We start from the raw sequence: 19,482 nt of genomic DNA, 5'->3' as shown, positions 1-19,482 counted from the left end.
CATTCTGCACTATTACCACTACATCACGAATGTTTCGACGATGTTTCCGAGGAGTTTCATCACCGTGGTAGCCCCCATCGAGGTATACATACCTGCGCGCCCCCAGGCAGGGGACTCCGGATCATGACGTCCCGCGTGGGTGGAACCGGCGAGCGTGATAATGCGAGAGCCCCTCATGCCGTAGCATTTCTTATTCCCGTTCGGGTTTGACGAGTGGAAATGCGAGTGACTGGCGGATAGTTGACCCCGTAATCAGCATGACGATACGGTCCACACCAATTCCCAACCCGCCGGTGGGCGGCATCCCGAATTCGAGAGCACGCAGGAATTCTTCATCTAATTCCATCGCTTCGGGGTCTCCCCCCGCGGCGAGCAACGATTGCTCCTCCAATCGTTGTCTCTGGTCAATAGGATCAGTAAGTTCCGAATACGCTGTACCCAATTCGACTCCCCAGGCCACCAGGTCCCATCGCTCCGTCAGCCCTGGTTTACTACGGTGGCGTCGCGTCAGTGGCGACACAGACACGGGGAAATCCTTGTAGAACGTCGGGAATGTCGTCCGTGACTCCACGAATTCGTCGTACAGCTCTTCAATAATCGTTCCCAGGTCAGCATCGGGGCGACACGGCATTCCTGCTCGCTCCATGAGAACGTTCAATTCAGATCGCGGCGTCGTGACCGTTATTGTGGGCCCCTCCCACAACCCATCTGCCCGGGCGCCCTCCGTAATGGCATCCATCACAGACTTGACTGGCCACTCCCCTGAGATGTCGACGAGACTCCCGTCGGGCGCTGTGACGACAGGCTTGCCATGCACTGCCGTTGCGGCGTTGACAATGAGCGTGTGGGTGAGTTCCCTCATCGTCTCATAGTCGCCATGCGCGTCGTATGCTTCCAGAGAGGTGAACTCAGGATTATGTGTCGCGTCCACACCCTCGTTGCGGAACTCACGACCCACCTCAAATACGCGGTTGACCCCGCCACACATGAGCCGCTTGAGGAACAATTCAGGTGCGATGCGCAGATATAGGCCCATGTTGTAGGCATTGATATGCGTCGTAAATGGGCGGGCATTCGCGCCACCGTGAATGGGTTGAAGTATCGGCGTCTCGGCTTCAACATACCCCCCAGTGTGAAGGTCATTCCTCATCGAGTGAAGCACAGCAGAGCGAGCCTTCAATGCCCGGCGCGATTCCTCGTTGACAGTGAGATCAATATGCCGCGACCGTACCCGGGCTTCAGGGTCGGTGAGGCCATTGGTTTTGTTGGGAAGTGGGTGTAAGGATTTCGCTTCAAGCCGGATGGCATCGGCCAGCAGGGAGGGCTCCCCTTTTCGTGAGACACCACGGTGACCGTCGACTCGGATAATATCGGCCAGGTCGAGTTCTTTCCGCCACTTCGGATAGTTATGGCACCGTTCTTTTTCGATGATGATCTGAATATCACCAGACCAGTCCTGGAGTTTCAGGAACATGACACCGCCAAAGTCACGGCGGGCGAGAATGCGCCCAGAAATGGAGGCGTTGTCGCCATCGTTGAGGTCGGTGATCTGCCCGCACATGTGGGTGGGGCGGAGGGCTGTCGGCCACGGGTCAATGCCTTCGTCGCGGAGGCGTTGGGCTTTCTCCAGTCGTACCGTGACTTGTTCAGGGCGACGGTGCTGAATGGCGCGCCCGGCGTGAGCCTCTTCCAGGAGTTGGGGCGCGAGTGCTAGGGCGTTGACGGCGCCGTCACTTTTGACTGATCCGATAGGTGTGCGTGGTGGTCTTCGTCGTGACAGGAATGCGGGGATAAATCCTTCGACGATTCCTGAGACCAGTCCGACGCGTGCGATGGAGTGGTTGTCTTTGAAGCAAATGTATCGTGGCGCCCAGGTGGGGTTGTATTTTTCGTTGGATCGGTATAGAGCTTCCATTTGCCACCATCGGGAGAGGAAGACTAAAAGGCTTCTCCATAGGCGCATGACTGGGCCGGTGCCGAGTTCATGGGCGGTGGCAAAGACCTGTCGGAACATGGCGAAATTGAGTGAGATTCGGGTGACTCCGACGTCAGTGCCTGCGTGGCAGAGTTCTGAGACCATGGCTTCTACGGTGCCGTTGGGGGAATCAGGGGCACGCCGCATGAGGTCCAGGGACATGCCGGTGCGTCCCCATGGTGAGAAGGATAGTTCACCGACGCGGCGTGCTATTCCTGTTGGGGAGTGCTGGGAGTCTTGGATGGCTTCGACAAGGAGGTTGTTCGAGTCTGCTGGGTCGCCCAGGCGAGAGAGGGCCATTGAAAAGCCGCGCTCATCGTTGGTGTCGCGCCAGGTGTCAGCGTCGCGTTGGACGCTGGCCATTTCTTCGGCGGTTAATTCTCCGTGGCGGCGAATGCGGACGGTTACTCCTCCGCGACGGGCGCGTGCTACGGCTTGTCGTACTGCCTTGTATTCGGGGCGGCTGAGGGAGAAGTTATCGGTGTAGATGATGGCTTCGTCCCCTAATCGCAGGGTTTGTAGTCCGTGGTTGAGGTAGCAGTGTGCTCCGCGTTCTGATGCTCCCATGACGGCTGGTGTCCATCCGTACATGGTTGCCTGGTGGAGCCAGGTTTCTACTGCTTGATCCCAGGCGGCGGGGTTTCCGATTGGATCTCCAGAGGCGATGCAGACACCCATTTCGACGCGGTATGTGATGGCTGCCCGCCCGTCGGGTGAATAGATGACGGATTTATCGCGACGGGTGGCGAAGTATGCCAGGGAGTCGTCTTCACCCCATCGTGCGATCATGGCGCGGATGGCTGTTTCGTCCTCGGCGGTCAGCGCGTTGTTGTCTCGCTGGCTGCTGAACATGGTCCATACGGAGAGTAGGAAAATTATTGCGCTCGCCAGGGTGACGACGAATGAGGCTATCCATCCTGGGTGGCCTTCGATCAGTTTTCCATCGGCCAAGGAAAATGTGTAGGCCTTGTTGATGACCCATTTTAAGCGATCTTCTCGCGCGAGTGTGTGGGGGAAGAGTTCGACGAGCCCCCATCCGGCTAAGGCGACGATGCCTTCTCCGAGGAGGTAGACGGCGGTGGCTTTTCTCATGGCTGCGTGGCGTGTGCGGGCGGGGAAGGCTGCGCGTGTGGCCAGCAGGCCAATGAGCATGACTGGTTTGACGACGAATCCGATGTTTAATTCGATGGTGGCGAGTCGGGTCTCGTAGACCGGTTCGTAGAGGCTGATCGCAAAGAACAGGGCATTTTCGAGGTTCAGGAAGATGAGGAGGATGACACTGACCCACCAGGCCATTCGTTTACGCGCTAACACTGCTGCAGCGAGTAATCCTAGGGCGATGGCCCAGGATATTGATACCTCTGGCATGGGGAGAATGACGATGTCGAAGAATTCTCGGATGCGCTGTAGGCGGTGCCGGAGTGGGCGGAGTGCGCTGAAGAGGAAGGCGATGAGGGCATACATGCCCAGCAACGAGCCGTAAATAGTGGGAAATCGGGTGATGAATGCGGTGAATACCTTTTTATAGTGCTGCTTTCCGAAACCCGCAGACATGTTTTGACTCCACCTAATTCGCTGTATTTTTCTTTTGAGACTACCAGTGCGGGGGGCACTCATAGTCGAGTGATCAGTTAAGCGTTGTCATGGGGTTGTAGGCAAGTTGCCTAAGGTCTACTTTCCCGTGTGGGGTGAAGGGGATCCCTTCGTTGTCGAGTAGTTGTTGTTTGAGGGATAGGCCTCGGGCGTCTCCCATGTATCCGCCGAGTGATCCTCCTGATGCGATGACTCGATGGCAGGGGATGAAGAGTTGGATGGGGTTTGTTCTGCAGACAGTTCCAACGGCGCGGGCGGCTCGTGGCCGGCCTGCGGCGGCGGCGAGGTCACCGTACGTGATGACGGCGCCTGGCGGAATGCGCATCATTTCTTGTCGTACGGTGTGCGTGAATTCGGATACGTCGTCGTCGGTGCACAGTGGTAGGTCAAAGGTGCGTGTGGTTCCGTTGAAGTAGTTGTCGAGTTGTCGGCCAATGTCGTCGACGAGGCGTTGCTGTGAATCACTCAGTGCTGGTGAGGTGGTTAGTTGCCTGGGGGCGTGGGTGGTGGGGTGTGGTGTCGGCCAGGTGTGCAGGATGTAGTGCGATTGCACGATGTGGTGATCGTTGATGGTGACGTCGAGGTGGCCACAGGGGGTTGTATATCGGTGTGTCTGGTAGGTCCACTCTCGTGGGGTGTTGGGGGTGGTGGCCGTGGAGGTTGGGTGGTGGTGCATGTCTGGCAGTGTAGGGCGGTGGGTTGGGGGTTGATGTGTTGTTGTGTGTGATGCGGTGTGGATAACTGTGGTCGGTGGATGTCGGTGTGGTGTGATTATTGGTGGTTATAGGCACGCCGGGCTGCGAGCGTGGGGTGCTCGTAGCCCGGCGTGATGGTCGTTGTCGTGGCTCTCAGGCCAGGGGTGGGGTTTATTTGCCCTTGTTGAAGAACTCAGAGGCCTTGTCTTTGAGGTCCTCGACTCCCTGCTTGAGTTTGGATTCTGCCTGGTCGCCTTTGCCTTCTGCTTTGAGGTCTTTGTTGTTGGTTGCGTCGCCGGCAGCTTCTTTGGCTTTTCCGCCGAATTCGTCTGCCTTGTTCTTGATGTCGTCAGTCATTCCCATGATTTTCTCCTTCTGTTCTAGCTTTGCGACGCTACGAGTGATGGTTGTTCGCGTCTATGACCCGCTCGTAGGCACATCGCCTAACAAGAAGCAAGTTTACTATGGATTTCACACTTTCAAGGGTTGTCAGGTATTTCTTACGAACTTGTGATCGTATCGGTATCTGCCATGATGGATACCGTTACAGCGTGGTTCCGAGTTGAGCTCGTCACGTCGCTCCATATGAAGCTTTGGATTAGTACACAGTGCAGGTGGGTTTATAGGGTATGGCTATGCCATCTTTGTCATCGATGTGGTCGCGTGCCAATGACTTGACCCCGTTGCATAAGTTAACCGCTCGTGCACCACGGGAAAAGAGGATCGATAACACATTCTTTTTACTGGCAGGCTTAGCTGCCCTCTGGTTAGCCGGAGAATACTTCACACTGAGTTTTGTCTTAGACTTTCGACTATTACTCATACTCCCAGCATGGGCCGTCATCGCCTACTTGACACTCCCCCGGCTCCACCGAATTTTGACACGCATCTATGTCCCCAACTATTTCATCGGACGCACACGAACATCAGATGGTCTCCTCGGCGATCCCGTCAATATCGCTTTCGATGGAACAGCTGAACAACTTCACCATTCCATGATCCATGCCGGCTGGACACTCGCCGACCCTGTCACCTTCCGATCATCAGCAAAAATCGTGTGGAGCTCCCTCACCCGAGCGTCCTACCCCGCCGCACCCGTCAGCCCACTCATCCTCTTCGACCGCAAGCAAGACCTTGCCTACCAGCAGGAAGTAAACGGCTCCCCCTCCCGCAGACATCACATCCGACTCTGGAAATGCCCCGAGGATTGGCCCCTTCCCGGTGGGCACCGCGTCGATTGGGTCGGATCCGCCAGCTACGACACCGCGGTCGGCGTGAGCTTTTTCACATTACAAATAACGCATCGCATTGCTGCTGATATCGACACAGAACGCGACCACGTGGTGTCAACTGTCCGCACCACTATCCCTGACAGCTCGGTGTCCATGATTAAAGACTTCTCCACCGGCTATCACCACGTCAACGGGGGCGGTGACAAAATCCACACCGATGGAGACCTCCCCATTGTCGACGTCAGCCGTGTCAGCCACCCATCACACACCGCCCTCACACTCCCACAGGCCTCCACCACCCACGATCACTCCGACGACGAGCATTCCTCACGCCATCCGCGGGAGGCGAAACGCACCCCACGACCACCAACATTGATGCTCTCCATGGGGATATTATTGCTCGTCGTCGCATGGGAGAGTTCACTGCTGATATTCAAAGCGGACGAGCATCGTTTCGTCCCGGGCACCTTACAGGGCATGGGTTTCAGCCACGACACCGCCTACGTGGCAACACAGTGGTACGTCGGCGCACTCACCGTAGGCACGTTTGTCCTGGTTCTCCTCACCCTCGGCGGGTTCACCCACGCCCGCGATGCGCTCATGTTGTTTTTGACCATCGGAATTGTCATTTCCATCCTTGACCACAGTGGGATGCGCATGATCGCTGCTGGACACAACAATCTCCTACTCACAACGGCGACCATCATTGCCCTCTTAGCACTGTCCTCGGATGATGCTCGCAACTGGATACGAGGACACGAACCCGCCGCAGCATGGGGCCCGGTGAAGAAAATTCACCTACCGATCGACGAACACTCTCGGTAGGCTTCATGTGCGTGAGACGCGGGAACTACCATTCCCACGTCTCCGGACCGTCGCACCGGATCAGTAATGATCGCACCGTTATCGTATGATGGTCCCTGCGCGTTATCACGTGGAGTCAGAAAGGTTGATATGCCGAAGTCAAAGGTGAGTGAGTCCTCAGATTCGAGGCCTGCGTCTTCATCGACGTCCACCCGTACCCCCGTCAAGCTGAACAGTGCCTCCACTCCATTGTGGTACCGCATCATCATGTTCGGCTTCATCATCGCCGGCCTCCTGTGGCTCGTGGTCAACTACATTGCCGGGCCACAGATTCCATTCATGCAAACACTGAATGCATGGAATTACGCCATTGGTTTCGGCCTTTTCGTTGTTGGTCTCTTAATGACTATGGGATGGAAATAGCGACCTACCGCCGCCCCAGTCCTACATTCCCATAGCAGAGTGAACACATTCGAGATAGACCATTCCTGCCGCTAGAGCACCAAGAAATACGGCCACAGCGGCAGATACGCGTGCACGAAGCTTCCTCGTAACCCCACCATATCCGCGTGGAATGGTGCTTCCCGCACCACGGAGGAGCGAATATCCACCTGCTGATAGCGAGGAGAGGCCTCCAACGCCGTGCGCTAAGCCAGCTGTACCGATGCCCGCAGCAACAAACCGGCCCATACGCCGACCCGGACCTCGAACACCAAGGATCACCTGGGCGACATAAATGGTGACAGCCATCGCAGCGCCTGTCGTCAAGCCTCCGATGTGGCCCCACAATGAAATCCCTGGGGTAATAACTGAATACCCCACGTTCACCGCGATGAGAACAATGAGAGCCCTCATCTGCGGTTTATTATTGGTATACATTCCAACAGCCACGGCCATCAAACCGTAGACCACACCAGATGCCCCTACAGTGAGCGACAATGGGTCGCGCCACTGGATCATCGCTGCCGAACCATAGCTCGTACCAACAATAATGCTTGCCAGGGCACATGAACCATAGGTGCGTTCAATCCCAACACCAAAGAGCCACAGCATGACGCCGTTAAAGAAAAGATGCGTCGGACCGGAATGGACACAACTAAACGTCAGTCCCCGGAGCAACGCATCATGCTCACTCATTAATGCAGGTAAATATAGCCACCAGGAAGCAGCTAAGGACGAATCATGCGTGTTATTGTCCACAGACCCCGATTGCACGACCGTCACGAGATAGACAACCACGCAGGCGATCACGGCGCCCGAGGTCACAGGGGTACGACGAATCGTCCGTGTTAACACGCTGTCACACGATCTCCACAGAATCGATCACGATATCATCCAGCGGGCGGTCAAAGCGGTCCGTCGCGGTTTCCGCAATCGCGTCGACAACTTTCTGGGAATCCGCATCGGTGACTTCACCGAAAATGGTGTGGTGATTGTTCAAATGCGGAGTCGGGGCCACAGTAATGAAGAACTGGGAACCATTCGTGCCCGGGCCTGCATTCGCCATAGCTAGCAAGTAGGGGCGGTCAAACTGGAGCTCGGGGTGGAACTCGTCACCAAAACGATAACCGGGGCCACCACGACCTGTCCCTGTTGGGTCTCCACCTTGGATCATGAACCCGTCGATGACACGGTGGAAAATTGCACCATCGTAGAACGGGCCCTCTTCTCCACCCGAGGCGTTGCGCTCGGAGTAATCCTTTGTGCCCTGTGCCAAGCCGACAAAATTGTCGACGGTTTGGGGAGCATGATTACCGAAGAGGTCGATAGAAATATCGCCGCGATTAGTGTGCACAATCGCGGTTGCTGTCTTCTGCGTACTCACGACGACTCATTGTACGTAATTACTGGACGAACCGCCCCCTCACCCCACTACAGTGGGTAAAGGAAACTCTCTCACCACCCTGAGGACAATTAAGGAATCACCATGAACCCGTCGACAAAGATGATTGTGCACGCGGCCCGGAACCTTTCCGACGCGCGCAAACACCACAAAGACAGAAAAGAAGCTCGCGATTTTGATCCCGTTGAGCGCCTTGTCGAATACGCGAAAGCCAAAGAATCTAACCCCGGAAAACCACGTGGTCACAGCGATGACGGTAAGGTGGGTAAGGACGATAACAAGAAGGAGAACTCGGCCGTGTCAAAGAAAAAGTCCACTCTGGAGCAGCTTCGCGCTTCAGCAAACCCCACCGCCGTAGCTGTCGTTGATCGCATTCGCGAAGAGAGCGAGCGCGCATACGAACTCGCTACAGAAAAAGCTGATAAAGCCAGCAAGAAATTAGATAAAGCACGGAACCAGGCAGAAAAGAAAGCCAAGAAGGTTCAGAAAAAGACCGACAAGAAAGCCTCTCAGCTTCGGAAGAAGAACGCGAAGAAAGCCGATGCTCTACAGAAGCGTGCTGAGGTATTCCAGAAGAAGGCCGCTGGTTTTGCCGACAAAGCATCAGATAAGGCCAGTGATCTCGCTAAAAAAGCCCAGGATCGCGCCTCCGATGTGAAAGATAAGGCACTCGACACCGCAAGCACCGTTGCTGCATCAGCCTCAGATAATCTTCCCGATTCCGTAAGCAATCGTCTTCCGGATTCCGTCACACATTCCCTTGACCAGGTGGCGGGGAAGAAGTCGAAGCGCAGCAAGAAACCGTTGTTCATCGTCTTCTTCGTGGCATGTGTTGCTGTTGGGTGGGCGGCATATAAGTCCCGTTCCTCCAAGAAAGTGTCGACACAACCGCCGAGCACCACGAATACCGATTCCCGCTTGGTGTATAAGACGGAAACACCGACAACAGATGCCGCGTCCTCCGACACCAAAGACAAGGCCGATCAGGCCAAGGACAAAGCCCTCGAGGCGAAAGATGACGCTCAGTCCGCGGTCGCTGCGAAAGTAGACCATGCTCAGGACACGATCAACGACGTCAAAGCCAAGGCCCACGACAAGGCCGACGATCTCAAGGCTGCCGCTTCCACCGCCGCTGACAAAGCTGCCGATAAAGCGGAACAGGCAACGGCGAACGTCAAAGACGCAGCATCCCGCGCCAGCAATAAGGCCACCACCGCCCCCAAGCCCGCTACGAAGAAGAGCGCGCCTAAGAACAATGCTCCACAAGCACCAGGTGGAAAAAATAAGGCAAACAAAGGTAAGTCTGCTGGCAACAAAGGCGGAACAGGTCGCCACGCCCTCAAAGAAGACGAGAACTAACTGCCCCCACACTCGGGAGTCATGACACTCCTCCCCGGCAATCCGTGAACCCCGCCACCTGCTGTGGCGGGGTTCACGGATTGTTCATGTCTACGTCAGCATGGTGTAAGGGAAGATTGGTACACCATACACATGGCACAAGCACCCATTCTCCCCACCAGCCCGGGCCCCATCCGGTCCGCCCACTCCCCTACGTCGTCGAGTTCATCAAAGCCCTCGTCACCCATCGGCGTTAACCCTATCGCCGTAGCTTCCCTTCTCAGTGCCGCCGTCGTGTTGCTGATCATCTTCACTGTCACGGACAAACAGGTCAGCGATGCCATCATCGACCACAACAGCGTGTTCGGCACTCTGTTCCAGTCATATGGCGAATTCCCGCCGGCTATCCTCAGCGCTGTAGCCATGCAGATCCTCGCCGGGTGTTTACTACGGTCACAGCTCCCCAACATCGCCCGCGGGTTGGGAAGCATTCTGCTCACATGGGCCAGTTTCTTGTCAGTTCTCGAATGGTCAAAGCAGGCCGAAGCCTACCGCCGGTCGTGGGCCGACAATATATCCGCAGGCACGCCAATCGGCATCGCGAATAATGATGATTCCACCACAACATCCTGGTCCCAATTCGCACCAGCGTTGTTCATGGCGCTCGGAATCACCGTCATCGTGGCCGCGCTCGCATGGCTATTGATTCGGAATCTCTCCCCTGAGATGCTTCGCCTCATTGCGATCTCAGCGGTAATCATGCTGGCGATTGTGTGGGTCGGTCACGGAATTAATGTCCAGATGAAGGATCTGTGGGGCCGCTTCCGCCCCTACGAAGTTGATGCTGGCCAAGGCCCATACCAGGCGTGGTACCACATTAATCTGCCGAACGGTCACCGTTCCTTCCCCTCCGGGCACACACAAGAAGGCACAACGCTTGCAGCAATGGCTATTGTGCTTCGCCCACTCGGCGGGAAAGCCTGGCGCATCGCCTTGTGGGTCGGAACAGGGTGGGGTGTTCTCATGGCAGCAAGTCGTGTCATTATCGGTGCTCACTGGGCTACCGACACCGTCGCCAGCTTCATCCTGACCTACAGTGTCATCCTGATCGGACTCTGGCTGGCAACGTGGACAATGAAAACCCTGAATACCGGCGGGGCTACCGGCGTTGGTACGTCCGTGAATGATCCTTCACACCAGTAAAACGGAACGGTGCGTCCGTCACAGCGGGCGTGTCATAGTCCGTGATGTCGCCCACGCGTGTTCCCGGGTGGAGGCGGCGGTACGCGTCGTAGCTGAGGGGTTCGCGTGAGTCCAACTCTGCGTTGTGCTCCTCGGTGTGGAGCAAGTCGCGATAACCATCCACGACGACGCCGGTGAAGAACTCGGCGACAGCGCCGGAGCCGTAGGACAGGACACCGACGCGGGCGCCGGTGAGGTCATCATTGTCTGTTTCGAGTAGCGAGAGCAGCGCGAGGAACACCGATGCCGTGTAGGAGTTACCAATCATGCGGTTGTAGTGCATGGTGGTTTCTAGTTCGGCGGCAACCTCGGCTTTGTCTGCCGATAGGCCTACATGTTGACGCAACGCCATGTGTGCTTTGACGGCCATTGTCGTGAATGGCTGGTGATAGCAGTAGCGGTCGATGGCTGCGAAGTCAGAGCCGCCGTGGGAGATGTAGTCGTCGTAGGCTCCGCGGACCGCGTCCAGGTAGGCGCCAATGGATAGTTTCCCGTCGACGAGGGCGGTGTTTCGGTCATTCGGCCGCCAAAAGTCCTGTACATCGTAGGTGTATACACCGGATGCGGGCTCAATGGCGAGAATGCCGGGGTTCGCTTGAACAAGGAATGCGGTGGCCGCCGCGCCTTGTGTGGGTTCCCCACCGGAGTTGAGGTCGTAGCGGGCGATATCCGACGCCACGACGAGGACTTTTTCCTTCGGGTGTCGCGCAACGATTCCCAATGCAACCTGCAGGGCACCAACACCCGAGTAACAGGCTTGCTTCATTTCGATGGTGCGTACCTGGGATGGCAGCTCCAGGAGCCCGTGAACGTAGACACCGGCGGATTTTGATTGGTCCACCCCAGATTCTGTCGCAAAAATGAGGGTACGGATACCGTCAGCGCCGTGGCGATCGATGATCCGCTGAGCCGCGGTGGCGGCCATAGTGACAACATCCTCATCGGCTGCTGGTTGGCTCATGATTTCCTGGCCGATGCCTTTATGGAATTTGCCAACGTCGATGCCGAGTGTGTCGGCTAGTTCTGCGAGGGCGAAACTGTGGTGCCCCGTGGCGAAAGTGATGTCATGAATACCGATGGGGTTCGCAGCTGTGTTCACGGTTGTGCTCACTCGCCTTTCCTTTCAATTTTCACGTGGGCGGCCATCAGTTCGCCCGGGTTCGTCTGCGCGGCCAGCAATGACAGCTCTCCGCAGAAAACGGACGCCGCACACAATACTGCAAGTCGGCGTGCATTATCCCCCGCTGGGCGGTCGTCGCGGCAACCGAGGCGTCGTAAGTTTTCTTCGACAACCTCGAGGCCCTGGCCTTTTCCGTTTCCTACTGTACCAACAATGAGATTGGGCAGGTTACAGGAGAAATAGAGGTCTCCGTCGCGTACTTCGGCATGCGTGATGCCCTGGGAGCCTTCCACAATGTTGGCGGCGTCTTGACCGGTGGCGAGGTAGAACCCGAGGAGCATGTTGGCGTAGTGGGCGTTGGCGGAGCGCAGTCCGCCTGCCAGGTTCGTGCCGATGAGGTTTTTCTTGATGTTTAGGTCGACGATCTTTTCCGGGGTGGTTTTGAGTCGTGCCACGACGACGTCGAGCGGGATGAGCATTTCGGTGATGACGTTCTTGCCGCGGCCCAGGATGCCGTTGACGGCGGTGGCTTTTTTATCCGAGCACAGGTTGCCGGAAATGGATCCATACGTGAGTTCTGGGTAGTGATCGAGGATCCATGGCATGAGGTTGTCCGACGCGAGTGTCACCATGTTGTGTCCGGAGGCGTCGCCCGTAGTGAATTCGAATCGGAGGAACAGGAGGTTCCCTGCGTATTGGACGTGGAGGTCAATGAGTTTCGCGAAGCGGGATGCTCGGGCTACGACGGTTTGGAGTTCATCGCGGCGGCGGGTGATGTCAGTCGCGATGCGAAGGGCAGCCCCGGCGTGGGGGGCTTCGAAGTAGACGGAGCGGGTCATGCGTTCGTCGATGAGTGTGGCACGGATGCCGCCCTCAACGTCGCGGGATACTTTTGCGCCGCGTCCCACTGATGGCCACAGTGGGGTTTCGTATGTCGCTAGGGGGAGCATGACGGCATCATGGGCGACAGCGTCGGTGGTGGTTCCCTCCATGTCTCCGGAGACGATGTTGCCTGAGATGTGGACCGGTCCGATCCATGACATGGGGATGGGGGCGTATAGGTTGTGTTCCATTGGTCATCCTTGTTGGTTGTCGGGGCCATCGGTGCGGGCCGGGTTTTCTTGAGTGGTTGGGGTGCCGTGGTTGGCGCTGATGAGCTATGCGCTAGTGATGGTGCTTGTTGCCATGGCTCTGCGTGCGGCGACGCGTCGCGATGGTGGTGATGTCGATTCCTCTCGCGCGGGCGGCGTCGGCGAGTGGTCCGGTGATGAGGGCGTCGGTGGTGTGGAGGTCCGCGGTGGTGGTGGCGCCGACCATTTCGTAGAGCGCTCGGAGGTGGTGTGCCCAGTGGTTGATCTGGGCTGTGAGCGCGTCGACGGCGGTGTCGATTCCGGCTGCGCGTTCTTTTGGTGTGAGGGTCGCGTCGCCAACGCCGGTGCTCAGGGCGGTGTGGAGGAATGTTCCGGCGACGCCGACGGCGTTGGCTCCGAGGGCGAGTCCGCGGAGGACGTCGTAGGGGTGGCGGACTCCGCCTGAGGCGAAGAGTGTGGGGGTGGTGTGGGGTGTGGTGGTTGTGGCGTCGAGGAGGGAGAATGCGGCGGATTGTCCGAAGTTGGTGAGGTAGGAGAAGTCGCGGTCGGAGCGGCGGTCGTTTTCGATGCGTGCGAAGTTGGTGCCTCCGCGGCCGGAGACGTCGGCGATGGATACGCCGAGGTCGTGGAGTTGGCGGAGGGTTTCTACTGTCATGCCGAACCCAACTTCTTTGACGATGACGGGGGTGTTGGTGGCGTTGAGGGCTGTGACGATGGCTTCGATGTTGCGTGGCCAGGCGGCGTATCCGCGTGAGCCTTCGGGCATGACGGTTTCTTGGACGGCGTTGACGTGGATTTGGAGGGCGTCGGCGTGGAGGGCGTCGACGACGCGGGCGGCGTCGTCGGGTGTGGCGTCGGCGCTGAGGTTTGCCCAGACGGTGCCGTTGGGGTTGCGGTCGCGTAGGACGCGGAATGTGGGCAGGGTGTCGGGTTCGCGGAGGTAGATGGACATGGAGCCGGTTGCGACGGCGATTCCTGTGCGTGCGGCTGTTTCGGCGAGGACGTGGTTGATGCCGGCGGTGAGGGTGGATCCGCCGGTCATTCCATTGATGTAGAACGGGAGGTCCCAGGTGAGTGACCAGGGTGGTGTGTTGTCGTCACTGTCTGTGGGGTGGATGGTGGTGGAGATGTCGGCGTGGCCGGGGTCGATGCCGGCGAGTGAGTGGTGGAGGATTCGGATGTCGTCCCAGGCGGTATAGGGGGGTGTTGGGGTGGCGGTGGCGTCGTGGTGTGGGGTCATTGTGGGTGGCGTGGTGTTGTGTGTGGTGGTGCCGTGGGTTTCGCGTTGTTGTTGTGCGGCAAGGGCGAGGTGGTCGTCTTTGCGGTTGCTGCTCATTCCCCGTCTCCTTCCATGGGTGTGTGGTGGTTGGGTGTGGTGGTGGCGTGGGCTCCGTGGGGTGATACGTGGAGGTCGAGGGGTTGTATGCCTGCGGTGGCCCAGTGGTGGTGTAGTGCGTGGGGGTTGGTGTCTGGTGTGGTGAGGGCTATTCCGCAGTCTCCTCCGCCTGCTCCTGATGATTTTGCCCACCATCCTGTGGTGAGTGCAATGGTGGCCAGTGTGTGTAGTGCTGGTGTTTCGATGGTGACTCCGCGTTGTTGTGCGATGTGGCCGAGGATGTGTCGTGCGGTGGCGATGGCTGTGGCGATGGCTGTGGTGTTGTGTGTGGTGAGGGCGGTGGTGAGGGCGTCGACGGCGGCGTCGCTGCGGTGGAGGAGAGTGTCGGGTAGTGCGGTTTTTTTGACGATGTTGCCGACGAGTGTGGTGGTGTCGGCGGGGGTGCCTGTCCATCCGACGGCAAGTTGGATGCCGGGGTCGGCGGGGGTGATGCGGTGGAGTGTGAGTCCTGGCCAGGGGGTGGTGAGGAGGTGGTTGATGGTGGTTGTGGTGTGTGGTGTCCAGGCGTGGTGGTGGAGCCAGGTGCGGTCGGGTGAGTGGTAGTGGACCCAGCCGCCGAGCGCGCTGGCGGCGATGTCGCCGCCGGAGGTTTTTGTGGTGATGCGGGTGGTGGCGATGGTGGCGAGTCGGTAGATCTGTTCGGGTGTGGGGTGGAGTCCGTGGTGGTGTGCTGCGGCGGCGATGGTGGCGGTGGTGATGGCGGCGGAGGAGCCGAGTCCGAATTTGGTGCCGCTGGTGGTGTCGTTGAGGGTGCTGGTGGTGTCGATGGTGTATGCGCTGGGTGGGAGGTTTTTTTCTGCTCGCCAGCGTTCGACGGTGGTGATGGCGGCGGCGACGTATTTGTGGAATCCGTGGTCGTTGGTGTGGAAGTGGGCGGCTGTGTGGGGGTTGGTGGTGGCGTTCCAGTGGAGGGGTGGGTGGTTGGGTTGTGTGGGGTCGGTGGTGTGGGTGCGGATTTCGCCGTGGGTGGTGCCGGTGGGTGTGAGTGTGACGTGTATGTACCTGTCGACGGCGATGAGGAGGGCGGCGTGTCCGGGGTGTACGACGGCGTATTCGCCTGCTATGTAGAGTTTTCCGGGTGCTGATGCTTCGACGACGGGTTGTGGTGTCACGGGTGTTATTCCTGGTGGTCTGGGAGGGTGGTGAGGTGTGCTCCTGTGCCGGCGCGGGTGGGGATGAGGTCGAGGTGGGGGAAGTGTGTGGTGAGGGCGGTGTGTGTGGTGTCGAGGTCGTGGGCTTGGCAGAGGACGGCGACGTTGGGGCCGGCGTCGGCGGTGCCGTAGATGTTGAGGCCTTCGGTGCGGAGTTGGGCGATGGTGTCGAAGATGGCGATGGAGGTGGGTGTGAGGTAGCGGACGGGTGGGCGGTTGCCGTTGATGGTGGCGTGCATGCGGAGTGCGTTGGATTCTGTGATTTCGCCGACGCGGGTGTAGTCGCCGTCGGCGAGGGCGTGGGTCATGTCGGTGAGGTCGTGTTGTGTGCTGTGGACCCAGCCGTCGAAGAAGGGTGATGTGCGGATGCTGTCGGCCATGGCGATGCGGGAGGAGATGGTTTTTTGTGCTCCGGAGACGACGCAGATGACCATGGCGAGGTCGGGGCCGGGGATGTTTTCGGCGTAGGAGGTGAGGTCGGCGGTGGTGTTGTCGCCTTCTCCGGCGTGCCAGATGACGAGGTTGCCGAGGATGGATCGTGTGGCGGAGCCGGATCCGCGGCGGGCGAGGCGTGAGAGTGAGCGTGGGTCGGTGGGGAGTTTGTAGGCGTGTGATGCTGCGGTGGCGAGTGCGGCGAAGCCGGAGGCTGAGGAGGCGAGGCCTGCGCCGGTGGGTACGGTGTTGGTGGAGTTTACTCGCGCGTAGGTGTGTGCGAGTGCGGGGTTGTGGGTGGTGCTGTGGTTGCGGATGAGGTCGAGGAATGTGCTGACCCGTTGGGTTGGTGTGCCGGGTGCTTCTTCCCCGTTGAGGGTGAAGATGTCGCTGGTTAGGGTGGGGTCTGGTGTGACGGTGGTGTGTGTGGGGTAGATGTCGAGTGTGAGTGACAGGCTACCGGTGGCGGGTAGGACGAGGTCGGCGTTGCGTTTTCCCCAGTATTTGACGAGTGCGATGTTGGGGTGTGCGGTGGCGCGTGCTGTGTGTTCGGTGATGGTGCCGGTGGTGGTGTTGTCGGTGTGCATGGTGGTCACCTTTGAAATTCTGAGGGGTGCATGAGCCATGTGCGGCGTGCGCCTGCGGTGCGGAGGGCGTCGGCGAGTGTGATGGCGTGGTCTTCGTCGTGGGCTAGGGCGATGATGCAGCCGCCGCGGCCGCCGCCGGTGAGTTTAGCGCCGAGGGCGTCGGCGTTGCGTGCTGCTGTGACGAGGTTTTCTAGTGCTGGGCTGGATACTCCGAGGTCGGCGAGGTGTTCGTGGACGGCGTTCATGCGTTCGCCTAGTGATGTGCGGTCGTCGAGGGCGAGGTCGATGCGTGCTTCGACGGTGTGGTGTCGGATGGCGTCGACGTTGGTGGTGAAGCGGTGTTTGTCGGTGCGGCGGAGTTCGTCGACTCCGCGGACGGCGGAGAGGGTGTCGCCGGGTTGGCCGGTGTCGGCGACGACGAGTGGTGATCCTAGTGTGACGGTGATTGGTTCGCTGCGGCCGCCTTGGAAGAGGACGGGGTGGGTGTTGAGGACGGTGTGGGCGTCAAGGCCGCTGGCGCTGCCGTGGGCGACCCTCTCCCCTATTTGGACGAGTTCGTATCGGCTGTGGTAGTCGATGTCGGTGCCGCTGAAGTCGATGATGGAATCGACCATGGCTGCTGATGCGGCTGCGCTGGAGCCAAGGCCGCGGGCGGGTGGGACGTTGCCTTCGCATGAGATGTGCATGCCTGATTGGGGGTATTCGAGCAGGTCGAGGCATGCTTTGATGGTGGCGCCGACGGGAGATAGAAAGGTGGGTGCGTCGACGAGTGGTCCGTCGTAGTTGTTAGCGGTGAGCCATAGTTCTCCGTCGCAGGGTTCGGCGGTGGCGTGGAGGCTTAAGCATCGCATGGGGAAGGCGATGGCTGGTTCGCCGAAGACGACGGCGTGTTCGCCGAAGAGGATGATTTTGGCGTGGGCGCGGCCATAGCCGCGTGTGTTGTCGGTGAGGGCTGAGTAGTGGGTGCTGTCAGGGAGTGGGGCGTACTGTGGGTTGTCAGGGTGATGTGGGTATGCGTGAGCCTCGCTGCGAGGCGAGGATGTGAGAACTTCGCCGTCGGAATGTCTCAGTGGCTGCACCAGTGCTCCTATATGGGATGAATCTAACCCTGCCGCCACTCCAGCCTACCCAGTCTCCCGGCGGGCCTCCTCAGATCCAGCCGGGTGTGGAACAACATAAGCAAACGGCAAACGCCAGTACTCTACCATGGATCACAGTGGCGATCGATTCTCAGATAGACTGTTCACAACACTTAGATAACCAATATTGTGGGCTCACTCGCCACTAATTGGGCGCCGATATTTTCAATCTTTCGAACATCGATTATGGCTGCGACATATGGTTATCATCGTAATTTTCCTCACCGGCAAAACAATATCTCGACACCATTCTTCACCACCTTTATCCGCCACTCATTATAAACATTATTCAACCCCAGACTGGGGAACTAACTTCTCATCCACTGAAACAAGGTGAGTACTTAATTTCCTTTACGTCAACACCCGGTATCCATTTATACCGTTCAGACAGAGGTGGCATCGAGGTTCCTCCAGATTATCGCTATGACGGAAAAGATGGCGATGACCTCCATGACTATTGCTCATATAGTCCTGATCAGTTCCCAGCCCCAGGCGTCAATGCCGACTTCAGCGGAGCTTGCGCCCGACATGACATGTGCTATGAACGGGTAAATGCAGGAAATGGTACGCACAAAGACTGCAACGATGCTTTTGAACGAGATATGCATGCGGTATGCAACAACGTATACAGTGGCCATTTTAGCCTCCGTCGCCCAAGTTGCAATGCAACGGTCGATATATATGTCGAGGGTGTCCGTCACGCTAACTCATAACACATCAATCCATCACGCGAGGAGGAGGGAATGGGCAAAATCCTTTTCAAATTTCCAACTATTGAATTAGTTGTATCTATAATATCCTTTGTATCATTCAGTATGCTACATTTTGGGACTGCCGTTTGGGTGTTCTGCACCTTTGTCCCCGCAATGTTTTACCATTTTTTGTTGGCCCTATTGGGAGTCCGAAAGATTGTGTTGTGCCTCATCGTTCCGACGATTGTAACTGCTATCGGCATTTATGATTGGGTCGTAGGACCTTTCGGCATCCTCGACGGCCTAACTCTTCCAGCAGGTATCGGTCTTTTCATTGGATGCGGATTCCATTATGTATGGTTGAGGTTCGGCGTGTCCCCACAACACGAGGGATACAAGAACGACATGTCCACGTAACGCCGCTCTCACCGGCGCGCATCGCATCACTGACAGAGAGGCTGTTGGCTGGGTTGGTCAGTGTCTCATTGTCATAACGTCAATGACCACGTCAGCTAGTGCATCGTTGTTTTTGTTAAGTGGTTTCAGCCGGGTGATTGTTGTTTTTACGGCGTCGTACATGTCGGTGTGGTGTCGGTGGGTGGAAATTCCGGCGATGCGTCCCCGGGCAGCCGCGGCGACGGCGGCGCAGACCCAGGGGCGTACGAGGTAAACACCTGGGCCCATTGCAGCGGTGAATTCGTCGACAATGATGAGGATGTGTTCGGCGGTGACGACGCCCCCACTGTTTATTGGCATGCCGTGGGGTTGCGGGCTCGGCGGATTGCGATTCGCTGTGCGGTGATCTGGTGTGGTCATCGTCGTACTTTCGTGGCCAGTTCGGCGTATTCGGGGATACGTGCGCGGGCGTAGGCTCTTATTTCTTCGTTGTCGACGGTGCGTGCTGCTGTTCCGACGATGGCGCGGATGACGGCTTCGTGTTTGGATGTGCCGGTCATTTCGGCGAGGAGTGTGAGGGCGCGGTCGTGGTCGGGTGTGAGTCGTAGAGTCATTGCCATGTTCTTTATTTAACCAGTTACTCACACCTGGTGTGATACCACCGTGATACCGACTTGTAGGGGTTGGGGAAGCATAGTGGCGCTGTGGGCTTCGCAAGGGCCTGTTGTGGGCTCCTAGTGGGGTAGTGTTGTCCGT

Annotated in this window: 19 protein-coding genes; 5 read left to right on the top strand and 14 right to left on the bottom strand. The window is 58.1% G+C overall.

Going from position 1 to position 19,482, the window contains the following annotated elements; translation table 11 throughout:
• Positions 1 to 18 precede the first annotated feature (18 nt).
• From V5S80_RS07035 to V5S80_RS07020, 4 genes are all read right to left on the bottom strand, one after another.
• Positions 19 to 177 carry a hypothetical protein gene (locus V5S80_RS07035; RefSeq protein ID WP_395170049.1) on the bottom strand — a complete coding sequence of 53 codons (159 nt, stop codon included), beginning with the start codon at positions 175 to 177 and terminating at the stop codon, positions 19 to 21.
• A 13-nt stretch (positions 178 to 190) separates the two neighbouring features.
• On the bottom strand, positions 191 to 3,529 hold the full coding sequence (lysX, locus tag V5S80_RS07030) for a bifunctional lysylphosphatidylglycerol synthetase/lysine--tRNA ligase LysX (protein ID WP_395170048.1): 3,339 nt from the start codon (positions 3,527 to 3,529) through the stop codon (positions 191 to 193).
• A gap of 73 nt (positions 3,530 to 3,602) precedes the next feature.
• Positions 3,603 to 4,244, bottom strand: coding sequence for a methylated-DNA--[protein]-cysteine S-methyltransferase (locus tag V5S80_RS07025; RefSeq protein ID WP_395170047.1), 642 nt, complete (start codon positions 4,242 to 4,244; stop codon positions 3,603 to 3,605).
• Between the two features lie 190 nt (positions 4,245 to 4,434).
• Positions 4,435 to 4,626, bottom strand: coding sequence for a CsbD family protein (locus V5S80_RS07020; protein WP_395170046.1), 192 nt, complete (start codon positions 4,624 to 4,626; stop codon positions 4,435 to 4,437).
• A gap of 266 nt (positions 4,627 to 4,892) precedes the next feature.
• Between V5S80_RS07020 and V5S80_RS07015 the strand changes: the two genes are divergently transcribed.
• Both V5S80_RS07015 and crgA read left to right on the top strand, forming a co-directional pair.
• The gene (locus V5S80_RS07015) at positions 4,893 to 6,320 is read left to right on the top strand and encodes an LssY C-terminal domain-containing protein (protein ID WP_395170045.1); all 1,428 of its coding nucleotides are present in this window, start codon (positions 4,893 to 4,895) and stop codon (positions 6,318 to 6,320) included.
• A 129-nt stretch (positions 6,321 to 6,449) separates the two neighbouring features.
• Positions 6,450 to 6,722 (top strand): cell division protein CrgA, encoded by a 273-nt coding sequence (gene crgA / locus V5S80_RS07010; RefSeq protein WP_395170044.1) that lies wholly within the window; start codon positions 6,450 to 6,452, stop codon positions 6,720 to 6,722.
• Positions 6,723 to 6,743: 21 nt separating this feature from the next.
• Here crgA and V5S80_RS07005 read toward each other — a convergent pair whose 3' ends face one another.
• Both V5S80_RS07005 and V5S80_RS07000 read right to left on the bottom strand, forming a co-directional pair.
• The gene (locus tag V5S80_RS07005) at positions 6,744 to 7,499 is read right to left on the bottom strand and encodes a rhomboid family intramembrane serine protease (protein ID WP_395170043.1); all 756 of its coding nucleotides are present in this window, start codon (positions 7,497 to 7,499) and stop codon (positions 6,744 to 6,746) included.
• A gap of 100 nt (positions 7,500 to 7,599) precedes the next feature.
• Positions 7,600 to 8,124, bottom strand: coding sequence for a peptidylprolyl isomerase (locus tag V5S80_RS07000; RefSeq protein ID WP_395170042.1), 525 nt, complete (start codon positions 8,122 to 8,124; stop codon positions 7,600 to 7,602).
• A 102-nt stretch (positions 8,125 to 8,226) separates the two neighbouring features.
• On the opposite strand from V5S80_RS07000, the gene V5S80_RS06995 reads away from it, so the two are divergent.
• Both V5S80_RS06995 and V5S80_RS06990 read left to right on the top strand, forming a co-directional pair.
• Positions 8,227 to 9,501: a hypothetical protein gene (locus V5S80_RS06995; protein ID WP_395170041.1), complete on the top strand. Its 1,275-nt coding sequence runs from the start codon at positions 8,227 to 8,229 to the stop codon at positions 9,499 to 9,501.
• A gap of 132 nt (positions 9,502 to 9,633) precedes the next feature.
• Entirely contained in the window at positions 9,634 to 10,683 is a 1,050-nt protein-coding gene (locus tag V5S80_RS06990) for a phosphatase PAP2 family protein (RefSeq protein WP_395170040.1), read from the top strand.
• Here V5S80_RS06990 and V5S80_RS06985 read toward each other — a convergent pair.
• From V5S80_RS06985 to mvk, 6 genes are all read right to left on the bottom strand, one after another.
• Positions 10,640 to 11,833 carry a hydroxymethylglutaryl-CoA synthase gene (locus V5S80_RS06985; protein ID WP_395170039.1) on the bottom strand — a complete coding sequence of 398 codons (1,194 nt, stop codon included), beginning with the start codon at positions 11,831 to 11,833 and terminating at the stop codon, positions 10,640 to 10,642. The genes V5S80_RS06990 and V5S80_RS06985 overlap by 44 nt on opposite strands.
• The gene (locus V5S80_RS06980; RefSeq protein ID WP_395170038.1) at positions 11,830 to 12,915 is read right to left on the bottom strand and encodes a hydroxymethylglutaryl-CoA reductase; all 1,086 of its coding nucleotides are present in this window, start codon (positions 12,913 to 12,915) and stop codon (positions 11,830 to 11,832) included. The genes V5S80_RS06985 and V5S80_RS06980 overlap by 4 nt, the downstream gene beginning before the upstream one ends.
• A 91-nt stretch (positions 12,916 to 13,006) precedes the next feature.
• Entirely contained in the window at positions 13,007 to 14,269 is a 1,263-nt protein-coding gene (locus V5S80_RS06975; protein ID WP_395170037.1) for an alpha-hydroxy-acid oxidizing protein, read from the bottom strand.
• A complete protein-coding gene (locus V5S80_RS06970) occupies positions 14,266 to 15,441 on the bottom strand; it encodes a phosphomevalonate kinase (protein ID WP_395170036.1) in 1,176 nt (391 codons plus the stop codon). The genes V5S80_RS06975 and V5S80_RS06970 overlap by 4 nt, the downstream gene beginning before the upstream one ends.
• A gap of 5 nt (positions 15,442 to 15,446) precedes the next feature.
• Entirely contained in the window at positions 15,447 to 16,499 is a 1,053-nt protein-coding gene (mvaD, locus tag V5S80_RS06965) for a diphosphomevalonate decarboxylase (protein ID WP_395170035.1), read from the bottom strand.
• Positions 16,500 to 16,504: 5 nt separating this feature from the next.
• On the bottom strand, positions 16,505 to 17,578 hold the full coding sequence (mvk, locus tag V5S80_RS06960; RefSeq protein ID WP_395170034.1) for a mevalonate kinase: 1,074 nt from the start codon (positions 17,576 to 17,578) through the stop codon (positions 16,505 to 16,507).
• A gap of 308 nt (positions 17,579 to 17,886) precedes the next feature.
• On the opposite strand from mvk, the gene V5S80_RS06955 reads away from it, so the two are divergent.
• Positions 17,887 to 18,351, top strand: coding sequence for a phospholipase A2 (locus V5S80_RS06955; protein ID WP_395170085.1), 465 nt, complete (start codon positions 17,887 to 17,889; stop codon positions 18,349 to 18,351).
• Between the two features lie 453 nt (positions 18,352 to 18,804).
• Here V5S80_RS06955 and V5S80_RS06950 read toward each other — a convergent pair whose 3' ends face one another.
• Positions 18,805 to 19,146 carry a hypothetical protein gene (locus V5S80_RS06950; RefSeq protein ID WP_395170033.1) on the bottom strand — a complete coding sequence of 114 codons (342 nt, stop codon included), beginning with the start codon at positions 19,144 to 19,146 and terminating at the stop codon, positions 18,805 to 18,807.
• Entirely contained in the window at positions 19,143 to 19,346 is a 204-nt protein-coding gene (locus V5S80_RS06945; RefSeq protein WP_395170032.1) for a CopG family transcriptional regulator, read from the bottom strand. The genes V5S80_RS06950 and V5S80_RS06945 overlap by 4 nt, the downstream gene beginning before the upstream one ends.
• Positions 19,347 to 19,482: the final 136 nt, after the last annotated feature.

The organism is Corynebacterium sp. PCR 32 (assembly GCF_037464985.1).
Taxonomy (GTDB): Bacteria; Actinomycetota; Actinomycetes; order Mycobacteriales; family Mycobacteriaceae; genus Corynebacterium; species Corynebacterium kroppenstedtii_D.
The sequence above is the reverse complement of the archived record's forward strand: the minus strand, read 5'-3'. Positions and strand labels throughout refer to the sequence as shown.

Excerpts from the sequence above, each read along its gene's own strand:
- V5S80_RS07015 (WP_395170045.1), top strand. The coding sequence starts at position 4,893 with ATGGCTATGCCATCTTTGTCATCGATGTGGTCGCGTGCCAATGACTTG.
- V5S80_RS06995 (WP_395170041.1), top strand. The coding sequence starts at position 8,227 with ATGAACCCGTCGACAAAGATGATTGTGCACGCGGCCCGGAACCTTTCC.
- lysX (WP_395170048.1), bottom strand. The coding sequence starts at position 3,529 with ATGTCTGCGGGTTTCGGAAAGCAGCACTATAAAAAGGTATTCACCGCA.
- V5S80_RS06980 (WP_395170038.1), bottom strand. The coding sequence starts at position 12,915 with ATGGAACACAACCTATACGCCCCCATCCCCATGTCATGGATCGGACCG.
- crgA (WP_395170044.1), top strand. The coding sequence starts at position 6,450 with ATGCCGAAGTCAAAGGTGAGTGAGTCCTCAGATTCGAGGCCTGCGTCT.
- V5S80_RS06990 (WP_395170040.1), top strand. The coding sequence starts at position 9,634 with ATGGCACAAGCACCCATTCTCCCCACCAGCCCGGGCCCCATCCGGTCC.
- V5S80_RS06975 (WP_395170037.1), bottom strand. The coding sequence starts at position 14,269 with ATGAGCAGCAACCGCAAAGACGACCACCTCGCCCTTGCCGCACAACAA.
- V5S80_RS06950 (WP_395170033.1), bottom strand. The coding sequence starts at position 19,146 with ATGACCACACCAGATCACCGCACAGCGAATCGCAATCCGCCGAGCCCG.
- V5S80_RS07025 (WP_395170047.1), bottom strand. The coding sequence starts at position 4,244 with ATGCACCACCACCCAACCTCCACGGCCACCACCCCCAACACCCCACGA.
- V5S80_RS07035 (WP_395170049.1), bottom strand. The coding sequence starts at position 177 with ATGAGGGGCTCTCGCATTATCACGCTCGCCGGTTCCACCCACGCGGGA.
- V5S80_RS06945 (WP_395170032.1), bottom strand. The coding sequence starts at position 19,346 with ATGGCAATGACTCTACGACTCACACCCGACCACGACCGCGCCCTCACA.
- V5S80_RS07020 (WP_395170046.1), bottom strand. The coding sequence starts at position 4,626 with ATGGGAATGACTGACGACATCAAGAACAAGGCAGACGAATTCGGCGGA.
- mvaD (WP_395170035.1), bottom strand. The coding sequence starts at position 16,499 with ATGCACACCGACAACACCACCACCGGCACCATCACCGAACACACAGCA.